Source organism: Mycolicibacterium aubagnense (genome assembly GCF_010730955.1).
Lineage (GTDB): Bacteria > Actinomycetota > Actinomycetes > Mycobacteriales > Mycobacteriaceae > Mycobacterium > Mycobacterium aubagnense.
The window spans coordinates 52,548-68,278 of the sequence record NZ_AP022578.1 but is presented as its reverse complement, the minus strand read 5'-3'; the positions used below and the strand labels follow the sequence as shown (position 1 = coordinate 68,278).

Sequence of the window (15,731 nt, the reverse complement as noted above, 5' to 3'; positions counted from 1 at the left end):
AGCGGATCAGTGATTGCCTGGGCGGGAGCTCGCGTGTCCCAGGCAGCGAAAACGCCGCGATCTAGCCGTGCCGAAGTCGCGGCTAATCCACAGGGCACCAACTCATTTCGACCGATGATCGGCTACCGTCCCATCGTCCGGTACGCCACACAGCGTCTACTATATTTGTCAGTAGTTCATGGCATGGTCGTGCGCAGCCGCGGTCCGAATGTCGAAGACAGGGGGCGGTGTTGGGCATCAGCGGGAAAACCTGGGCGCGGGCGGTGGCCTCGGTGTTGTTGGCGGTGGCGCTGATCGGCGGCGGGGTCATCATCTTCACGCAGCGCTGCGGGTTCGGTTGTGCCGGTGACCGTGGCAGCGCCGCGCAGTCGACGGCCCGGCCGCCCACCGTGCCTGTCACGCTTGTCCTGGCTCCGCCATCTGGGGCTGAGCAGGTCGACCCGTTGGCGCCGGTCACCGTGACGGCGGCATCGGGCACCGTGACCGAGGTGGTCATGGTCAACGACCAAGGCCGACGAATCGATGGCGTGCTGACACCCGATGCGACGGTCTGGAAACCGGTCGCCGCGCTGGGGTACGGGCGCACCTATACCGTCACAGCGACGGCCGTCGGTGCCGCGGGCACCCCGATTCAACAGACGTCGACGTTTTCCACCCTCGTACCCGGCAACCAGACGGCCGTGTCGCTGCGGACCACCGGCGGCGCACCGCTGCGCGATGGACAGCGTTACGGCATCGGCACGGTCGTCGTGGCACGGTTCGATGAACCGATTACCGACAAGGCCGCTGCGGAACGCCGACTGGTGGTGACCACGAGTCCGCCGGTGCAGGGCTCCTGGTACTGGCTCGATGACCAGACCGCGCATTGGCGTCCGCCGCAGTACTTTTCCCCGGGCACTACGGTCACCGTCGAAGCGAACATCTACGGCGTGGCGGTCGGCGACGGGCTCTACGGGCAGGAGGACGCCCGGGTCAGCTTCCAGATCGGGGACGCCCACGTGGCGATCGCCGACGACAACACCAAACAGGTCACGGTGTTCGACAACGGAGCGCTGGTGCGCACCATGCCGACATCAATGGGTATGGGCGGCAGCCAGACGATCAACGGACAGACGATCTCGTTCTGGACCCAGCGCGGCATCTACACCGTGCTGGACAAGGCCAACCCGGTCATCATGGATTCCTCGACCTACGGGCTACCGATCAACTCTCGCCTGGGTTACCGCGAAAAGATTTCCTGGGCCACGCGGATCAGCATTGACGGGATCTACCTGCACCAGCTCGACAGCACGGTGTGGGCGCAGGGCAACACCGATGTCTCGCATGGTTGCTTGAACCTCAATGCCGAAAACGCCCAATGGTTCTACGACTTTTCGGTGCCCGGCGACGTCGTGGAGGTACGCAACACCGGCGGTGAGCCGCTACAGATCTGGCAGAACGGCGATTGGAGCATGCCCTGGGAGCAGTGGCGCCGCGGCAGCGCGCTGCCCTGATATATCCCGTCAATGGTGCTGCTGCGCAACAACACTCACGGCGCGGGCAGCGGGCACACGTCGCGGGCGGTCAGGCGCCGCCGCAACGCCCATCCCAGCGCGAGCAGGGACGCGATCGCGATCAGCGGCTGCAGCGGGGCCCACATGCTCAGCGCCCCACTGATCCCGACCGCGGCCACGACCAGTTTGTTGCACACCGGACAACCCACGGCCAGCAGTGACCCAATGTTGGCGACCGCGCCGGCGCCGGTGCGGCGCTGCACAGGACCGGCACCCGGTCGCCGCACGTAGGTGGCGATGAACAAGCCGCTCATGACGGCGGTGGCCACCCACACGAGGTAGCTCCACCAGGTGGGCGGTGTCATGCGGGTGTACCAGGGGGTGGCGAGCAGACCGGTGGGGATACCGATCGCCAGCCACACCACCGCCGCTCCCGCCGCGGCCACCAGCCAATGAACCGACGTCCACCGTGTCACGGCCGCCTCCCGCTCCCGATAACTACTAAGCTGCATAGTACTAATGCAAATAGTAAATCGCTGGGGCTGGACCGGCAGCCGGTCACCCCCCGCGAACGAGAAGGGAAGCGGTGACGATCGAGACCGTACGCAGCCACGCGAGATGTCGGGTGCTGATTGTCAATGACGCGGCGGCGCCGAGCTCCGAGGTGACTGACTGTCTGCAGCGAGCAGGCTTCGAGGTCGCCATCACTCCCGACGGTACGGGGGCGCTGCGGTTGGCCCGGAGCACCGCGCCCGACGTTGTGGTTCTCGACGTCGTGCTGCCGGACATTGACGGGCTGTGGGTATGCCGCGAGTTGCGCTCGTTCTCCGATGCCTATGTGGTGCTGGGCAGTATGTGCGATTCCGCGTCGAGTGTGATTGCCGGCCTCACGGCCGGCGCCGACGATGTCGTCAGGCTGCCCTGGCATGCCGAAGAGCTGCTTGCGCGGATACGGGCAATGCTGCGTCGGCCCCGACGGCACGACGGTCACGCCGAAGCCGACACCGGGGCGGGCCGCGGCGAGGTTCGGGTCTTTGGCACATTATCGATCGACGTCGAGGCGCGCCGGGTCGTTGTCGGCGATGAACCGGTGGCGCTGACCCGCACCGAGTTCGACATCCTGGCCGCATTGTCGGCGCGGCCAGCGGCAGTGGTGAGTCGGCACGAATTGCTGGCAACCGTGTGGGGCCGGTCGTGGGCGGGTGAAAAGAACGTGATCGACGTGCATATCGGGCATCTGCGCCGCAAGCTCGAGGACGACCCCGCAGTACCTCGCTTTGTGGTGAATGTGCGTGGCGCTGGTTACCGGATGGGTACCGGATGACGCGGTGCATCCATCACGCCGAGTAGCCCCGCTTTCACCAAAGCCGGGCCGGGGGTCCCACAGGCGACCGGCATACACCGCGCTGTCGCTGTGTGGATGTGGTGGACGAGGGCGCGGCTGCCCGCCCTACCGGGGGTGCCGCGGTAGGCTCGCCGACAAGGCGTGTGAAGGGTGTACCGGGTGCGAGTACGAGGGTTCGGGGAACTGGAAGCGGTTGTCATGGAGCGGGTGTGGAATCACCTGCCGGATGCGGTCACGGTACGCGAGATTTTCGACGAGCTCAGCGAGCAGCGGCGCATCGCATACACCACGGTGATGTCGACGATGGACAATCTGCACACCAAGGGCTGGCTGGAACGCGAACGCGACGGCCGGGCCTACCGCTACTTGCCGGTGATGAGTCGTGAAGAGCACACCGCGCAGTTGATGCGCGATGCGCTCGACGGCGGCGGACGGTCGGATCTGGTGTTGAGCTATTTCATCGAGCAGATCGAGCCCGATGACTCCGAGCATCTGCGCACAGCGCTGCGCCGCATCGCGCGACGGTCCGGCAAGCCGAAAACATCATGAACGCCGCCGGCCTGCTGGTTGCCCACGGCATCGTGCTGGGCGTGGCCGGTCCGCCGGTGCTGGCGCGACTGACCCATGGCGGCCACGCGCCGCGCAGCGGCATCGCGGCATGGCTGGTCGCGATCGTGGCGTTTCTGGTCAGCTGGCTCGCCGTCGGCGTGCTGGTCGCCGGTGACGTGCTGCGGCACTGGCACCAGACCCGGTCGCTGGTCGCCTCGTGCGTGGAATTGCTGTGCGACCTGGCGGCGGGCCGGGCCGGGGGCATCGCGCAGGTAACGGTGCTGGCCGCGGTAGCGGCCGCGGCCGCGGGTGTCGTGTTCTCGGGTGCGCGCCTGACCCGCACCATCGTGCGACTGCGGGCCAAGGCACATCGGCATTCCGAGGCCATCCGCTTGGTGGGCCAACCAACCGCTGACGCGGACGTGTATGTGATGCAGACCCCCGAGCGGGCCGCATATTGCGTGTCGGGCCGCCCGGCGACCATCGTGGTCACCAGTGCGGCGGTGGCGGCCCTCGGGGAACGTGAACTGGCCGCCGTGATCGCCCACGAACGCGCCCATGTCGCGGGCCGGCACCTGGCCATCGTCACGGCGATGCGCGGCGTGGCGTTGATCCTGCCGCGGGTGCGTCTGATCACCCGCGGCGCCACCGAAGTCGCGCGGCTGCTGGAGATGTGCGCCGACGACGCCGCCGCGGCCCGCTACGGCAGGCGGGCCCTGCTGGACGGCTTGATGGCCCTGGTCGGTGCGGCTCCTGCCTCGGCGCTGGGGGCCGCCGACGTCGCCGTCTTGCACCGCGCCGAGCGCCTGGCCTGCCCGGCCACCCAGCGGGTGCGGATCGGCACCCAAGCAGCCCTGGGCAGTGCCTCCACCCTGATCGCTGTGGGTCCACTGGCCGTCGCGGCCTTGTGCGCCTCGGGCGTGTGGATGTGCGCCCTCTAACGCAGCGCGCTACCGACGCACAAGGCCGCGGCCCCAGGGGGCCGGCGCTGGCGCTACGTTTCGATGATGCGGGTGACGTACGGGGTCATGCCGCCGCGGCGCACCGGCGAAATCTTCACGGGCACACCGGTTTGTTGGGCTTCGAGCATCTGGCCGCCGCCCAGGTAGATGGCTTCGTGCTGCCCCCCTCCGGGGCCCCAGAACAGCAGATCGCCGCGTTTGGCTTCCGACGGCGGCACTTTGCGTCCCGCGTTGTACTGATCGCCAGAGAAGCGCGGCAGGTTGATACCCACGCCGGCGTAGGCATACCGGGTCAGCCCGGAACAGTCGAATCCGACCGTGTCCGCACCGGAGTCGATGCCGCGGCTCGGGCCGGTCAGGCTGCCGCCACCCCAGGAGTAGGGGACACCAATCTGTGAACCGGCCCGGCGGATCACATACTCGATCGCTTGCTTGCCGTAGACCCGGTTGCCCCGCACCGTCGCGGCGGGCGCCGCCGTGGGACTGCCGATGCCCAGGGTGCTCAGAAATTTGTGGCCGAGGTCCATGGTGGTCTGGGCCGCCATCGCCGTCGCTTGCAGCGACGCATTGGCGATCGCCAGCGGGTCGCCCGGCGCCCCGGCGCTGAGCACGCTCGGCAATGACGGGTCCCATCCTCCCGCGGCCAAAGGTTCGGCCTGAGCCGGCGTGGCCATCGCGACCACCGTCGACACCGTCGCTGCCACATAACCGATCCGCCGCAGCCATCCTCGTGCCCGAAGGCGCGCAGGGGCCGCGGTTCGGCGTCGGGAACGATCCGTGCGCGATAGTGAGGCCATCGGCTCAGTTCTCCTTATGCCCGGGTGTGCTGCCCGCCATCACATGAGTGATCTACGGCCAGTCCAAGTACGTAGTTGCGCCGTACTGTGAGCCACGGTACATCACTTTCGTCACACTGGTTAACTCTCGCACCAAATTTCATTGATGTAATTTGTTGCGGCAGCGGACTTTACGCGCCGTGGTGACGGTGTGGACTGCGACGGACCGCGGCGGCGCCGAGCCCGAGCAGGGCGATGCCGACCAGATAAATGGGTGTGCCGGCGGCGATTTCGGCGCTGCGGTGCCCGGCCCCGGTGCCCGCGGGCCGGTACAGCACCCGGGTCTGAGTGAGCTGTCCGGCGGTGCCCGCGTCGACCGGCAGCCAGGCCTCGGTGTTGTCATCGCCCTCGCGCAGTTCGACGTAGGTGAACCAGCGGCCGGACCCGGGCACCGTCACTGTCCCGGCGTAGCGGCACAGGCCGGTTTGACGCAGGTCACCGGTGAACGTCTGGCCGGCGCGCCGGGCGGCTAGACGGATCGGCGTGGTGTGTTCACAGTCGCCGGTGTCGGTCAAGCGGGCGGTCATGGTGATCTGGCCGCGCCCGTCGGTGTCGGCGGTGAGGTCGACGGTGGCTACCGCCGGGCCCTGCCCCGGGTCGTGGGCGTGCGCACGCCCCGCGCCGGTGGCCAAGGCGCTACCGCTGATCAGCACCGCCACGGCGGCGGGCAGCGCGGCCCGCGACCGGCGCGACGACCCGAGGGCCAGGACAAGGGTGCTGATCACGATCACCGGCACGGCGGTGATCGCCACCGCGTCGGGATGGGCGCTGGCCAGCCTGAGCGCGCTGGCACCCCATGCGAGGGTGGCGGTGGCCAGTGCGGCGGCCGCAGGGCGTGCCAGCCGTCCGGGCAGTGGCAGGTCGTAGACCGCCAAGCCGAGCACCGCGAGCGGCAGGTCCGGGGTGCTGCGCCCCAGTGTCGCCAGCGCCGCGATGATCAGCAGCCGCAGCGCGGCGTAGCCGGCGACCGCGAGCGTGACCGGGGCGCCGCCCGGGACCGCGCGCCCGATCACGTGGGCGGCCAGCAGGCCGGCGGCCAGCATGATCGGCAGGTAGAGGGTCTCGGTGAACTGCGGGACCCCGGTTTCGTACTCGAAGACCAGTGCCTCGGCGTTCGCCAGCAGCAGAGCACCGGCCGCGGCCCGCAACGCCGCGGCGTTCGGGTCGATACCCGCCAGTGCGCCCAGGGCGATGGCGATTGCGGCGAAGATCACCAGCATGTGCGGCGGGCTCCACTCCACCGCGTCGCGGCCGAACGCGTCATGCCACGCATTGTCGATCGGCGCCGCCGCCAGCGCGGTGACACCGCCGAGGCACGCCGTGACCACCGGCCGCTGGGACAGGGTGGCCCGCAGCGAGCGCAGCGCCACCAGAACCCGCACACCCCACGCAGCGATCGCCAGGCCGACCACCGCCATCGCCCCGTACAGCATCAGATGGGCGGGGGTCCAGAAACTGTCGCGGCCGATGTCGGTGTGCCAGGACTCATCCCAATAGGTGGCCACAATCCCGAGGGCCCCGGCCGCGCAGACCGTCCAGCCCAGACCCACCGGCAGGCTGAGACTATTACGAGTCACTACTGAGACATTCATGTCTCAACTATGATGAGGGCATGCCTCAACGTCAAGGAGTTGTCGACCAGTCCCTGCTCGATGCCACCGCCGCGGCGATCGCCCGGTGGGGACTGCACGCCCTGACCCTGGAACGAGTCGGCATCGAGGCCGGGATGTCACGGGCCACGATCTACCGGCGCGGTGTCACCCGCGACGATCTGATCGCCGCGGTCACCGCGCAGGCGGCCGACACCTACACCCGCGCCATGCTGCCGGCGTTGGCCCAACCGGGCTCGGCGGCCGACCGGCTGCGCATTGCCCTACAGGCCTTGTGCGCCACAGCCGATGAGCACCTGCATGTGCTGGCCGGGTTTTTTCTCGCCCGCGGCGAGGTGTTCCACCAGCCCGGACCCGACGCGCTGATCGTCGATGTCTTCGCCGAACCATTCGAACGGCTGCTCCGCGATGGCGCCGCCGACGGCAGCCTGCGGGACCTGCCCCCCACCGTGACCGCCACCGTGCTGTTCAACCTGGTCGGCTGGGGCTATATCCACCTGCGCGCCGCGCACGATTGGAACGCGGCCACCGCCGCGGACGCCATTATCGGCATCATCTTGCGCGGCACCCTCGCCTGCGGTGCCCACCCATGACCGTCGGCGCGTGGACGTTCACCATGATCGACCTGGCCGGGTTCACCGCCCTTACCGAGGCGCACGGCGACGAATACGCCGCCGACCTCGCGGTCGACTTCGCCGACCTCGCCCGAACCGCCCTGGCGCCGGGCGATCGGTTCATCAAGTCGATCGGCGATGCGGTACTCCTGGCGTCCCCCGATCCCACCGCAGGGATCTACCTGACACAGCGGGTCCTCGAGCGCTGCGCCACGAAAGACCACTACCTGCTGACCAGGACGGCCCTGCACCACGGCCCCGCCGCCGGGCGCGGCAACGACTTCTTCGGCGCCGCGATCAACCTGACCGCGCGCCTGGCCGCACATGCCGGCGCCGGACAGACGTTGGCCACCGATACCGTCGCCGGTGCGGCCCGCGCCCTCGGCGTGCCCGTCGAGGATTTAGGCGAAACCACCTTCAAAAACCTCAGCGAACCCATCGGTGTTCACGCATTGCACCTCGGCGCCCCCTCGCCGGTGTCAACGGTCGACCCCATCTGCCGGATGCGCATCGAGCATCAGCAGGCCGCCGGATACCTGCGCCACCACGGCCACGAATACTGGTTCTGCTCACTGAAGTGCGCGGCGCAATTCGCGCGCGAGGCCGCCGACCAGCCGTAGCCGGTGCACCCCCGACCTCGGGTCCATTGCCTTTGGGCGTCGCCGCTGGCATCGCCCGCCGACATCGTCCGCGCCACGGCTTTCGACTCCAAAAGTGTTGGCCAGCACCAGATGCGCACCCATCCACCCGCGCCGGCAGCCCGGGCGCCGGGCGCCGGGCGGGGACGAGCCGGTCGCGGCGAGTCGCAACTGGCCGATGTCGGTCGGCACTGACGGCCCCTTCACAGGTCCACCATTTACTATGCAACTCAGTACTACCGCGATCCATAGTGAAGGTGAGCCACGATGAGTCCGATCCGTCGCGTACGTCCCACCCGCGCGTCGCTGTACACCGCGGGCTACCGGCGTGAGCGCCGCCGGCGGCTGGTGGGGTGGGCCCTGGTCGGCATCGGGGCGGTGATGGCCGTCGTGCACGGCATCACTCACCTCGGCCGGCTCACCCTCATCGGCTACCAGGACCTGCTGCTGGGCTATCCCATGGCCAGCGTGCTGGTGCTCGGCGGTTTCATCCTGGTCGGCTGGACTGCGAAACCAACACGGTGACAGCAACCTGCTACCCCCGGCGGGATGCGGTGGTTCCCGCGGCCGGATTGCGGCCGTTCGGGGGCTACCACAGCGAACCAGGGTCATCATCGCGACGCGATACACGGCGCGCGGCGCCGTGCACGAGAGATCAGAGGTAGGACCATGCCCATACAACGCACCGCCTTCGGCCGGTGGTGGAAGCTGGGCTCGTTCCTGGTCGTGCTGGTGACCGTGTCGGCCGTGCTGGTGGTCGTGGCCCGCCGGCAATGGGACCGCGACGCCGACCACATCGACTGCGCCACCAACAAATGCATCGCCTTGACCTTCGACGACGGCCCGTCCCCCTTCACCGACCGGCTCCTTCGGGTGCTAGCCGCCCGCGGCGCCAAAGCAACGTTCTTCCTTATCGGCAACAAAGTGGCCGCCAACCCCGATGCCGCGCGCCGAATCGACAACGCCGGCATGGAAATCGGCAGCCACACCTGGGAACACCCCAACATGTCCACGATCCCGATCGCCGACATCCCCGCGCAACTACGCAAAGCCACCCAGGCACTGCAGGCCGCCACCGGCCGTACCCCCGACCTGTACCGGCCCGCCGGCGGGCTGTCCTCGCCAGCCGTGCGCGCCGAAGCCGGCCGGCAAGGACTCGCTGAAATACTGTGGGACGTCATCCCGTTCGACTGGATCAACGACGCCAACCTGGCCGCGAGCACGTACATGCTCAAGACCCAAATCCGACCCGGATCGGTGGTGCTGCTGCACGACACCTACTCCAGCACCGTCGACCTGGTGTACCAATTTCTTCCGGTCTTGATCGCCAACGGCTACCACATGGTGACCGTCAGTCACCTGCTCGGCCACCGCGAACCCGGGACCAGCTACGGCGGCCGGGAAAACGGCCCACCCGCCAACGCCCTCGTCGACATCGCCCCGGACAAGATCCCCACCCTGGCGCCGACCCCATCGCCCAAACCGGCCCCCAACCTGCCGATCACCGACATCCCCAACCAAAACCCCGGCGGCCCACCCGCATAGGCGACCCCGCCTCCCAAACAAGGACCACCCTCACAGTCAGTGGGCGCCGACGGCCTGCAGGGCCAATCGTCCGGTCTTGTGCAGCCGGTACAGGGCCAGCGCGACCAGCAGGCTGATCGCCGTGAGCGACACCCAGACCAGTTCCGGCCGGCCGGCATGGCGCGCCGTCTCCATCAGCGCACCCGTGGCGAGATTTCCCACCAGGATGCCGACGCCGACGATGGTGTTGTAGAAGCCGTAATACGTCGCGACCAGCCGGTCGCCCGCCAGCGACACCACGGTGTCCATCTCGAACGGATAGACCGCGGCCGAGCCGACGGCCAGCAGCGCGGCCGTCAGCAACAGCGCGGCCACCGCGGCCGGTTGCCCCCACCGGTCATCGGGCACCACGATGAGCGGGACGAACGCCGCCGCGAGCACCAGCACGCCGATGGTCAGCGACTGGGCGCGGCCGTAGCGTGCCGTGAACCAGGCCGTGATGCGGATCTGTCCACCGATGGCGACCAGCCCCGATACCGCGAAAACTGCTGCCACGATGGCCGATTCATGGTGCGGCGACAGCACCGCGGCGTGTAGCGGCAGCGCCAGGTACACCTGGAACGTCACCACGTAGGTGCCCACCATCGACGCCGCGAACAGCAGGAACGGGCGGTTGGCGAGCACGGTGCGCCAGTCGTGCAGGATCGAGACCCGTTCGGTGACAGCATGATCGGCGTGGTCCTTCGGCAGCGCGAACAGCTGCGCGATGGTCAGGACTGCAAACACCACCGCCGCCATGCCCGCCGTCACCCGGAAGTCCAGCGCCATCAGGGCCAGGCCCACGAGCGGGCCGGCCAGGATGCCGCCCTGATAGAAGACGTTGAACACCGTGAACGCCGCCACCCGGCGCTCGCCCGAGTCCGCGGCCAGGTAGGCCCGCACCGCCGGGTTGAACAGCGCCCCCGCGAAACCGGTTGCCGCCGAGGCGATCAGCAGCGCCGGCAGGGACTGTGCGACCGCCAGCAGCCCGAACGCGGCCGTGCGCAACAGACAGCCCGCCACGATCAGCGGCTTGTATCCCAGCCGGTCGGCCAGCGTCCCGCCGACGATGAACATGCCCTGCTGCGAGAAGTTCCGTACCCCGAGCACCAGCCCGACAGCCCAGCCGGCCAGGCCGAGCGGGCCGGCCAGGTACCCGGCCAGATACGGCATCAGCATGTAGAAGCCGAGGTTGATGCCGAACTGGTTGAGCATCAGCACCCGGCTGGGCCAGCCGAAGCTGCGGAACTGGGTGAGCACCGGCATCACAGCGATGCCGCGTCGGGCCTGCGCACCGTCGTGCAGCGGGTCCACGAATCCACCACGCGCTCAGCGTGGTCCGCGATCACCGCGGGCTCGGCGGGCGGCTCGATGCCGAGGAGGTTGTGCTGTCGGCAGTAGTCGTCGTTGTAGACGGTGTCGAAATACCGTTGCGGCCCATCGGGAAAGATCGCGGCGATGGTGGTGTCCGCGTCGTGGTGACGCGCCGCCCAACCGGCGACCAGCGCCACCGCGCCGCCGCTCCAGCCGCTGCTGGCGTAGCTGGTCGAGGCCAGGGCCCGGCACGCCCACACCGCCTCGGCGGGTGCCACCCAGTGCACCTCGGAGAACGCGGCGTAGTCGACGTTGTCGGGGTAGATGCTCGACCCCAGGCCACGCATCAGCCGGCTCTGCGCGGGCTGGCCGAAGATGGTCGACCCGATGGTGTCGACGCCGATCAACTTGAGGTCGGGATTGAACTCGCGCAACACTTTTGCCACGCCTGCCGAATGCCCGCCGGTGCCGACCGAGCACACCAGGATGTCGACGGTGCCCAGTTGCGACTGCAATTCGAGGGCGAGGTCGCGGTACGCGTCGACGTTGTCGGGGTTGTTGTACTGGTCGGGGTACCAGGCGGTGGGGTCACCGGCCAGGATCTGGGCGACCCGGTCGCGGCGGGCCTGCTGCCAGCCGCCGGTCGGGTGCGGTTCGGTGACCAGGTCGATGTCGGCGCCGTATGCGGCCAGCATCCGGTGCATCATCGGTTCCATGCCGGGATCGGTCACCAGCGTGACCGGGTGCCCGTACACGGTGCCGGCCAGGGCCAGACCGAGTCCGAGTGTGCCGCTGGTGGATTCGACGATCCGGGCGCCGGGCAGCAGGTCGCCGCGGGCCCGGCCGCGTTCGACCATGTACATGGCGGGCCGGTCTTTCATGCCGCCGGGGTTGACGCCTTCGAGCTTGGCCCAGAAGCCGCGGTTGTCGGTGGTGAACGGGGCGGTGATCCGCAGCACCGGGGTGCCGCCGACCATGGTGCCGGGCCGGTCGTAGCGGGCCAGCCGGCACGGCCGGGCTACCGAGTGGGAGTTGGTGGACTTTCTGGGCAGGACAAGATTGGTTGAACTATTCATGGGTGCATCACTTTTCACTGATTCCGCCGCGTGGCGCGGAGGAGAAGAATTGGCGGCGGACACCGACCGGCCACACGACGCGGGCGGTCTGCGCTAGCCGATCAGCGTCGAGAAATGCACAGGCGAGTTAACAACCTTCGGCCGTTCTCAACGAGGACATCAGGTTCGGGCGGGCCGCGGCCGGCGGCCAGCCGGTGCGCACGCCAGCACATCAACGCGGTGCGCAGCAATACGGCAACACCGAGTTCCAGGAGAGTGGAGTTGGCCCGCGGTAGTCCGGCGGTGGCTTCCATGTCTGGCGCTAATGCAGTCACCACGTCCCGAAGGTGGGGGTGCTGCTCAACCATCGTCGATGGCGCCAGCGGGCTTGCCGTGATCGACGCTTGAGCAGGATGGGCGTGGGGTGGGTCGACATGGCGAGCACCCAGCTGAATGCCGATCGCGAGCGCGATAACGGTGACGAGCAGCGCGGCGATTGCATGCCGTCGCGTCGTCGGGGAAGTCACGTTCGCGACTGTACCGGCAGATCGATGGCCGTGGCTGTGCCGCAGATCACCAAAATACGAAACGTTACCGAGTTCAAAGAACATTCAAATCTGTTGTGGCACTGAGCTACTGAGCTAGTCCGGGTCGGCGCGCGGATCTGTATCCCAGCGCGCATCGCGCCCGGCGATGTGCGCTGGGATACAGGCCTCGGGCGGTCAGCCTTCCCCGGCTCCTAGGGAAGGCTGACCGCTGGACAGAGGGTTCACCGGCGCTGCCGCGACGTGGGCGTGCTACAACGCAATCCCAAAATGCTGATCACGCCCCGCGCCAGGCCGGCCGGCACGGCATGCGGATAGTGTGCGGCGACGCAGACACGCGCGACGGCCATGCCGATCGCTGCGACTGTGGCGAGGAGGGTGAGCCACCGGTCGATGCGCCACAGGCGCGGACTGTGGGTAACGCGCCGCCGGAGGCGCAACGCAAGACCGTGATGTCGTGGCACGCGTTGCGCGGACGGGTTTCGTTGATGCTGACTGCGATCGGGCGGTAGACCACCAGCGCCGCGTGTCCACCGAGCGGGGCCCACAGGACTGTCACCATCGGCGCCGGACCGTCGGCTGTGCGGGCGAGCACCGTGCCGCAACCAGCAGGGCCACAAAGACCACGCCGCCGGCATTGGCTCAGCCCGTCAGCAGGCCTTGTGGCCACGGCGTGGGCCGAGCGAACTCCCTGAGGGCTCATCCGGGACCTCCGTTAACGCGATCGCTGACGGCTCGCAGCGCCGCCTGTGGGTTCGAGGCCATCTCGCGTCTACCTAGTGTCGCGCGTCTGAATTTGTTTTACGGGCGTGGGGCAGGATTTCGTCGGCGGTCTTGGTCCACACGAATGGGTGGCAACGTTGGTTCCAACCGTCGATGAATGCGCCGATGGCTGCGATGAGTTCTTTGACGCTGTCGAACGATCCCCGGCGGATCGCTTGGCGGGTGATGATCGAGATGAACCGCCCCAGGTTCTCTGCCGCTGCTATACGGGTTGACGCTCTCGGTTGAGGGCGTCGTAGTGGGCTTGCTCGTACTCGACTGGGGTGACCATGCCCAGGGTTGAGTGCAGCCGCCGGTTGTTGTACCACTCGACCCAGGCCGCTGTCGCGTACTCGACGTCGGCGACGGTGCGGAACGGGCCCGGCTGGAACACGGTAGTGCGGATGCATTCGGTCTTGTACAGGCCGTTGATGGTTTCCATCAACGCATTGTCATAGGCGTCTCCCGCGCTGCCGATTGATGGTGAAATCCCTTCCAGTTCAAGGTGTTCGGTGAATTTGATTGAGGTGTACTGGCTGCCCGCGTCGCTGTGATGGATCAGTGCGCCGGCCGTGGTGGGGTGGCCTTCGTGGTCGCGTTGCCATACCGCCATGCGTAATGGGGTCATGACCAGATCTGTGGCCTTGGACGTGGAGGCGTGCCAGGCCACGATCCGCTGGGCGAACACGTCCACGATGAACGCCACGTAGACGAATCCGGCCCAGCTGCGCACGTAGGTGAAGTCGGTGACCCACACCCGGTTCGGGGCATCGGCACAGAAGTTGCGGTTGAGCAGATCCGGTGCCCGAGAGCCGCCGGCGTCCGCGATGGTGGTTCGCACCTTCTTGGACCGGCGGATGCCCTGTAAACCCAATGTGCGCATGGCGCGGTCCACTGACCCGGCGGATGCGTCCGCCACGGCGGTACGGCGGATGAGGGCGGTCATTTTGCGCCGCCCGTAGAGCCCCTCGGGCGCCAGGACCTTCTGCCCGGCCGCGTTAGTCGACCAGGCGACCTCGTGGATAGCGTCGATGACCTGGGCGTCGGTGATGGTGCGGGCCGCTACGATACGGCCCGGTTGCTTCCAGGACCGGTAGGTGCGCGCGGCGATCTGGCAGCCCTGCTCGTGCAGGACCCGGCAGATCGACTCGACCGCGTGCCCGGCGGCGCGTTGATCGTCGATGAACGCGGCGATCAACGGTTGCGGGGGTCGAGTTCCCCCGCGAAGAAAGTTGTTGCTGCTTTCAGAATCGCGACATCCTCACGGAGCCTTCGGTTTTCAGCCTTCAGGCGTTTGATTTCGTCGTTTTCTTCGCTGGTTACACCCGGGCGTTGTCCGCCATCAATCTGGGCTTGGACCACCCAACGACGCACCGATTCCTTGCCCACGCCGAGTTGACGCGCGACCGCCTCGGAGGCCGCGGTCAACGACGAGTACTCCTGCTGATGTTCGGTCACCAACCGCACCGCACGGTCACGCAACGCAGGATCGATCTTCTTGGGCATGCTGTTCATCCTTCCGGACTCAAACAGCAGCGGCATCAAACCTGGGGCGGTTCAAGAAGAACACTTCGACCATGTTCAGCCAGGAACCTGATGTCGGGGTGAAATGCAGTGTCACACGCGGATTCTTGGCTAGCCACGCGTTGATGTCCGCATGCTTGTGGGTGTGGTAGTTGTCGCACACCACATGTAGCCGGCGCCTCGGATACGCCCGGGCCACGGTCTTGAGGAAGTCGAGGAACTCGGCTTTGCCGTGACGTTCATAGCAGCGGTCGGTCACTTTCCCGGTCGCGATCTCCAGTGCCGCGAACAGGGTCGCGGTGCCGTTGCGCTGGTAGTCGTGTGTGGCCTTCTCTGGCAGACCCGGGCGCATCGGCAGGATCGGTTGGGTCCGGTTCAGTGCCTGAATCTGCGATTTTTCGTCTACGCACAAAACGATCGCTTTCTCGGGCGGGTTCAGATACAGCCCGACGACGTCACGAACTTTGGCTTCCAGTTCGGGGTCGGTGGAAAACTTGAACGTCTGGCGGCGCCACGGTTTGACCCCGTAGCGTCGCCACGCCCGGGCCACGGTGGCATCCCCGACGCCGAGGTACTTACCCAGCAGACGACTCGACCAGTGCGTCACCGCCAACGAATCCGGCGGCGGATCGAGTGTGGCCGCCAGGATCGCCGCGTCATCGACAGTCTTAGGTCGACCACTACGGGGTTCATCGTCCAGACCGTCAATGCCTAACGCGGCGAACCGATCCCGCCACTTGATCACCGTCGGCCGCGACACCCCCACCAGTCGGGCCGCTCCCGACGTGCCCGCACCATCGCCCACGGCCAACACGATCCGGGCCCGCTCAACATGGCCGGCAGGCATCGTCGAGGACCGTGTCCACGACTGCAATGTCGCACGATCCTCATCACTGATCACCAACGCAGATGACGGCATAC

At 67.7% G+C, this 15,731-nt stretch carries 16 protein-coding genes, 2 pseudogenes and 1 other annotated feature; of the genes and pseudogenes, 8 read left to right on the top strand and 10 right to left on the bottom strand.

The genetic code is table 11. From position 1 onward, the window contains the following. Positions 1-227 precede the first annotated feature (227 nt). Positions 228-1,493, top strand: a complete 1,266-nt coding sequence (locus tag G6N59_RS29435) for a L,D-transpeptidase (protein WP_110917513.1) — start codon at positions 228-230, stop codon at positions 1,491-1,493. A 35-nt stretch (positions 1,494-1,528) separates the two neighbouring features. Here G6N59_RS29435 and G6N59_RS29430 read toward each other — a convergent pair whose 3' ends face one another. Then, complete coding sequence (locus G6N59_RS29430) at positions 1,529-1,969, bottom strand: hypothetical protein (RefSeq protein WP_110784132.1); 441 nt, start codon at positions 1,967-1,969, stop codon at positions 1,529-1,531. 110 nt (positions 1,970-2,079) lie between these two features. Between G6N59_RS29430 and G6N59_RS29425 the strand changes: the two genes are divergently transcribed. The 3 genes from G6N59_RS29425 (at position 2,080) to G6N59_RS29415 (ending at position 4,328) form a co-directional block, all read left to right on the top strand. Next, the gene (locus tag G6N59_RS29425; RefSeq protein WP_061006718.1) at positions 2,080-2,817 is read left to right on the top strand and encodes a response regulator transcription factor; all 738 of its coding nucleotides are present in this window, start codon (positions 2,080-2,082) and stop codon (positions 2,815-2,817) included. 180 nt (positions 2,818-2,997) lie between these two features. Further along, positions 2,998-3,387 carry a BlaI/MecI/CopY family transcriptional regulator gene (locus G6N59_RS29420; RefSeq protein ID WP_061006727.1) on the top strand — a complete coding sequence of 130 codons (390 nt, stop codon included), beginning with the start codon at positions 2,998-3,000 and terminating at the stop codon, positions 3,385-3,387. After that, positions 3,384-4,328, top strand: a complete 945-nt coding sequence (locus G6N59_RS29415; RefSeq protein WP_138230751.1) for a M56 family metallopeptidase — start codon at positions 3,384-3,386, stop codon at positions 4,326-4,328. Before G6N59_RS29420 ends, G6N59_RS29415 begins: the two co-directional genes overlap by 4 nt. 53 nt (positions 4,329-4,381) lie before the next feature. Here G6N59_RS29415 and ripB read toward each other — a convergent pair whose 3' ends face one another. Beyond that, positions 4,382-5,023 (bottom strand): NlpC/P60 family peptidoglycan endopeptidase RipB, encoded by a 642-nt coding sequence (ripB, locus tag G6N59_RS29410; protein WP_234785388.1) that lies wholly within the window; start codon positions 5,021-5,023, stop codon positions 4,382-4,384. Between the two features lie 293 nt (positions 5,024-5,316). Beyond that, complete coding sequence (locus tag G6N59_RS29405) at positions 5,317-6,762, bottom strand: hypothetical protein (protein ID WP_138230750.1); 1,446 nt, start codon at positions 6,760-6,762, stop codon at positions 5,317-5,319. A 35-nt stretch (positions 6,763-6,797) separates the two neighbouring features. Between G6N59_RS29405 and G6N59_RS29400 the strand changes: the two genes are divergently transcribed. The 4 genes from G6N59_RS29400 (at position 6,798) to G6N59_RS29385 (ending at position 9,592) form a co-directional block, all read left to right on the top strand. After that, on the top strand, positions 6,798-7,388 hold the full coding sequence (locus tag G6N59_RS29400) for a TetR/AcrR family transcriptional regulator (protein WP_061009838.1): 591 nt from the start codon (positions 6,798-6,800) through the stop codon (positions 7,386-7,388). Beyond that, positions 7,385-8,029 (top strand): YHS domain-containing protein, encoded by a 645-nt coding sequence (locus G6N59_RS29395; protein WP_061004513.1) that lies wholly within the window; start codon positions 7,385-7,387, stop codon positions 8,027-8,029. The genes G6N59_RS29400 and G6N59_RS29395 overlap by 4 nt, the downstream gene beginning before the upstream one ends. 285 nt (positions 8,030-8,314) lie before the next feature. Continuing rightward, on the top strand, positions 8,315-8,572 hold the full coding sequence (locus G6N59_RS29390; protein ID WP_061004511.1) for a hypothetical protein: 258 nt from the start codon (positions 8,315-8,317) through the stop codon (positions 8,570-8,572). A gap of 144 nt (positions 8,573-8,716) precedes the next feature. Further along, on the top strand, positions 8,717-9,592 hold the full coding sequence (locus G6N59_RS29385) for a polysaccharide deacetylase family protein (RefSeq protein ID WP_082761872.1): 876 nt from the start codon (positions 8,717-8,719) through the stop codon (positions 9,590-9,592). 36 nt (positions 9,593-9,628) lie between these two features. Here the strand turns inward: G6N59_RS29385 and G6N59_RS29380 are convergent, their stop codons facing one another. From G6N59_RS29380 to G6N59_RS29355, 7 genes and pseudogenes are all read right to left on the bottom strand, one after another. Beyond that, the gene (locus G6N59_RS29380; RefSeq protein ID WP_179970404.1) at positions 9,629-10,876 is read right to left on the bottom strand and encodes an MFS transporter; all 1,248 of its coding nucleotides are present in this window, start codon (positions 10,874-10,876) and stop codon (positions 9,629-9,631) included. Continuing rightward, positions 10,876-12,000, bottom strand: a complete 1,125-nt coding sequence (locus G6N59_RS29375) for a PLP-dependent cysteine synthase family protein (protein ID WP_407665931.1) — start codon at positions 11,998-12,000, stop codon at positions 10,876-10,878. Before G6N59_RS29375 ends, G6N59_RS29380 begins: the two co-directional genes overlap by 1 nt. Before the next feature lie 101 nt (positions 12,001-12,101). Next, complete coding sequence (gene lpqS / locus G6N59_RS29370; RefSeq protein ID WP_138230749.1) at positions 12,102-12,506, bottom strand: putative copper homeostasis (lipo)protein LpqS; 405 nt, start codon at positions 12,504-12,506, stop codon at positions 12,102-12,104. 242 nt (positions 12,507-12,748) lie between these two features. Continuing rightward, positions 12,749-13,162, bottom strand: coding sequence for a phosphatase PAP2 family protein (locus G6N59_RS31985; RefSeq protein ID WP_406802934.1), 414 nt, complete (start codon positions 13,160-13,162; stop codon positions 12,749-12,751). Positions 13,163-13,300: 138 nt separating this feature from the next. Continuing rightward, a pseudogene (locus tag G6N59_RS29365) lies at positions 13,301-13,486 on the bottom strand (IS630 family transposase); the annotation flags it as partial. A 23-nt stretch (positions 13,487-13,509) separates the two neighbouring features. Continuing rightward, positions 13,510-14,792, bottom strand: a protein-coding gene (locus tag G6N59_RS29360; RefSeq protein ID WP_138230748.1) for an IS3 family transposase whose coding sequence is annotated in 2 segments (ribosomal slippage) — positions 13,510-14,519 and positions 14,519-14,792 — 1,284 coding nt in all. Because the reading frame shifts where the segments join, the coding sequence is not laid out codon by codon here. After that, positions 14,389-14,520, bottom strand: a sequence feature (AL1L pseudoknot). Its footprint overlaps the gene before it by 132 nt. Before the next feature lie 55 nt (positions 14,793-14,847). Further along, positions 14,848-15,729, bottom strand: a pseudogene (locus G6N59_RS29355) (IS630 family transposase); the annotation flags it as partial. Positions 15,730-15,731 lie beyond the last annotated feature (2 nt).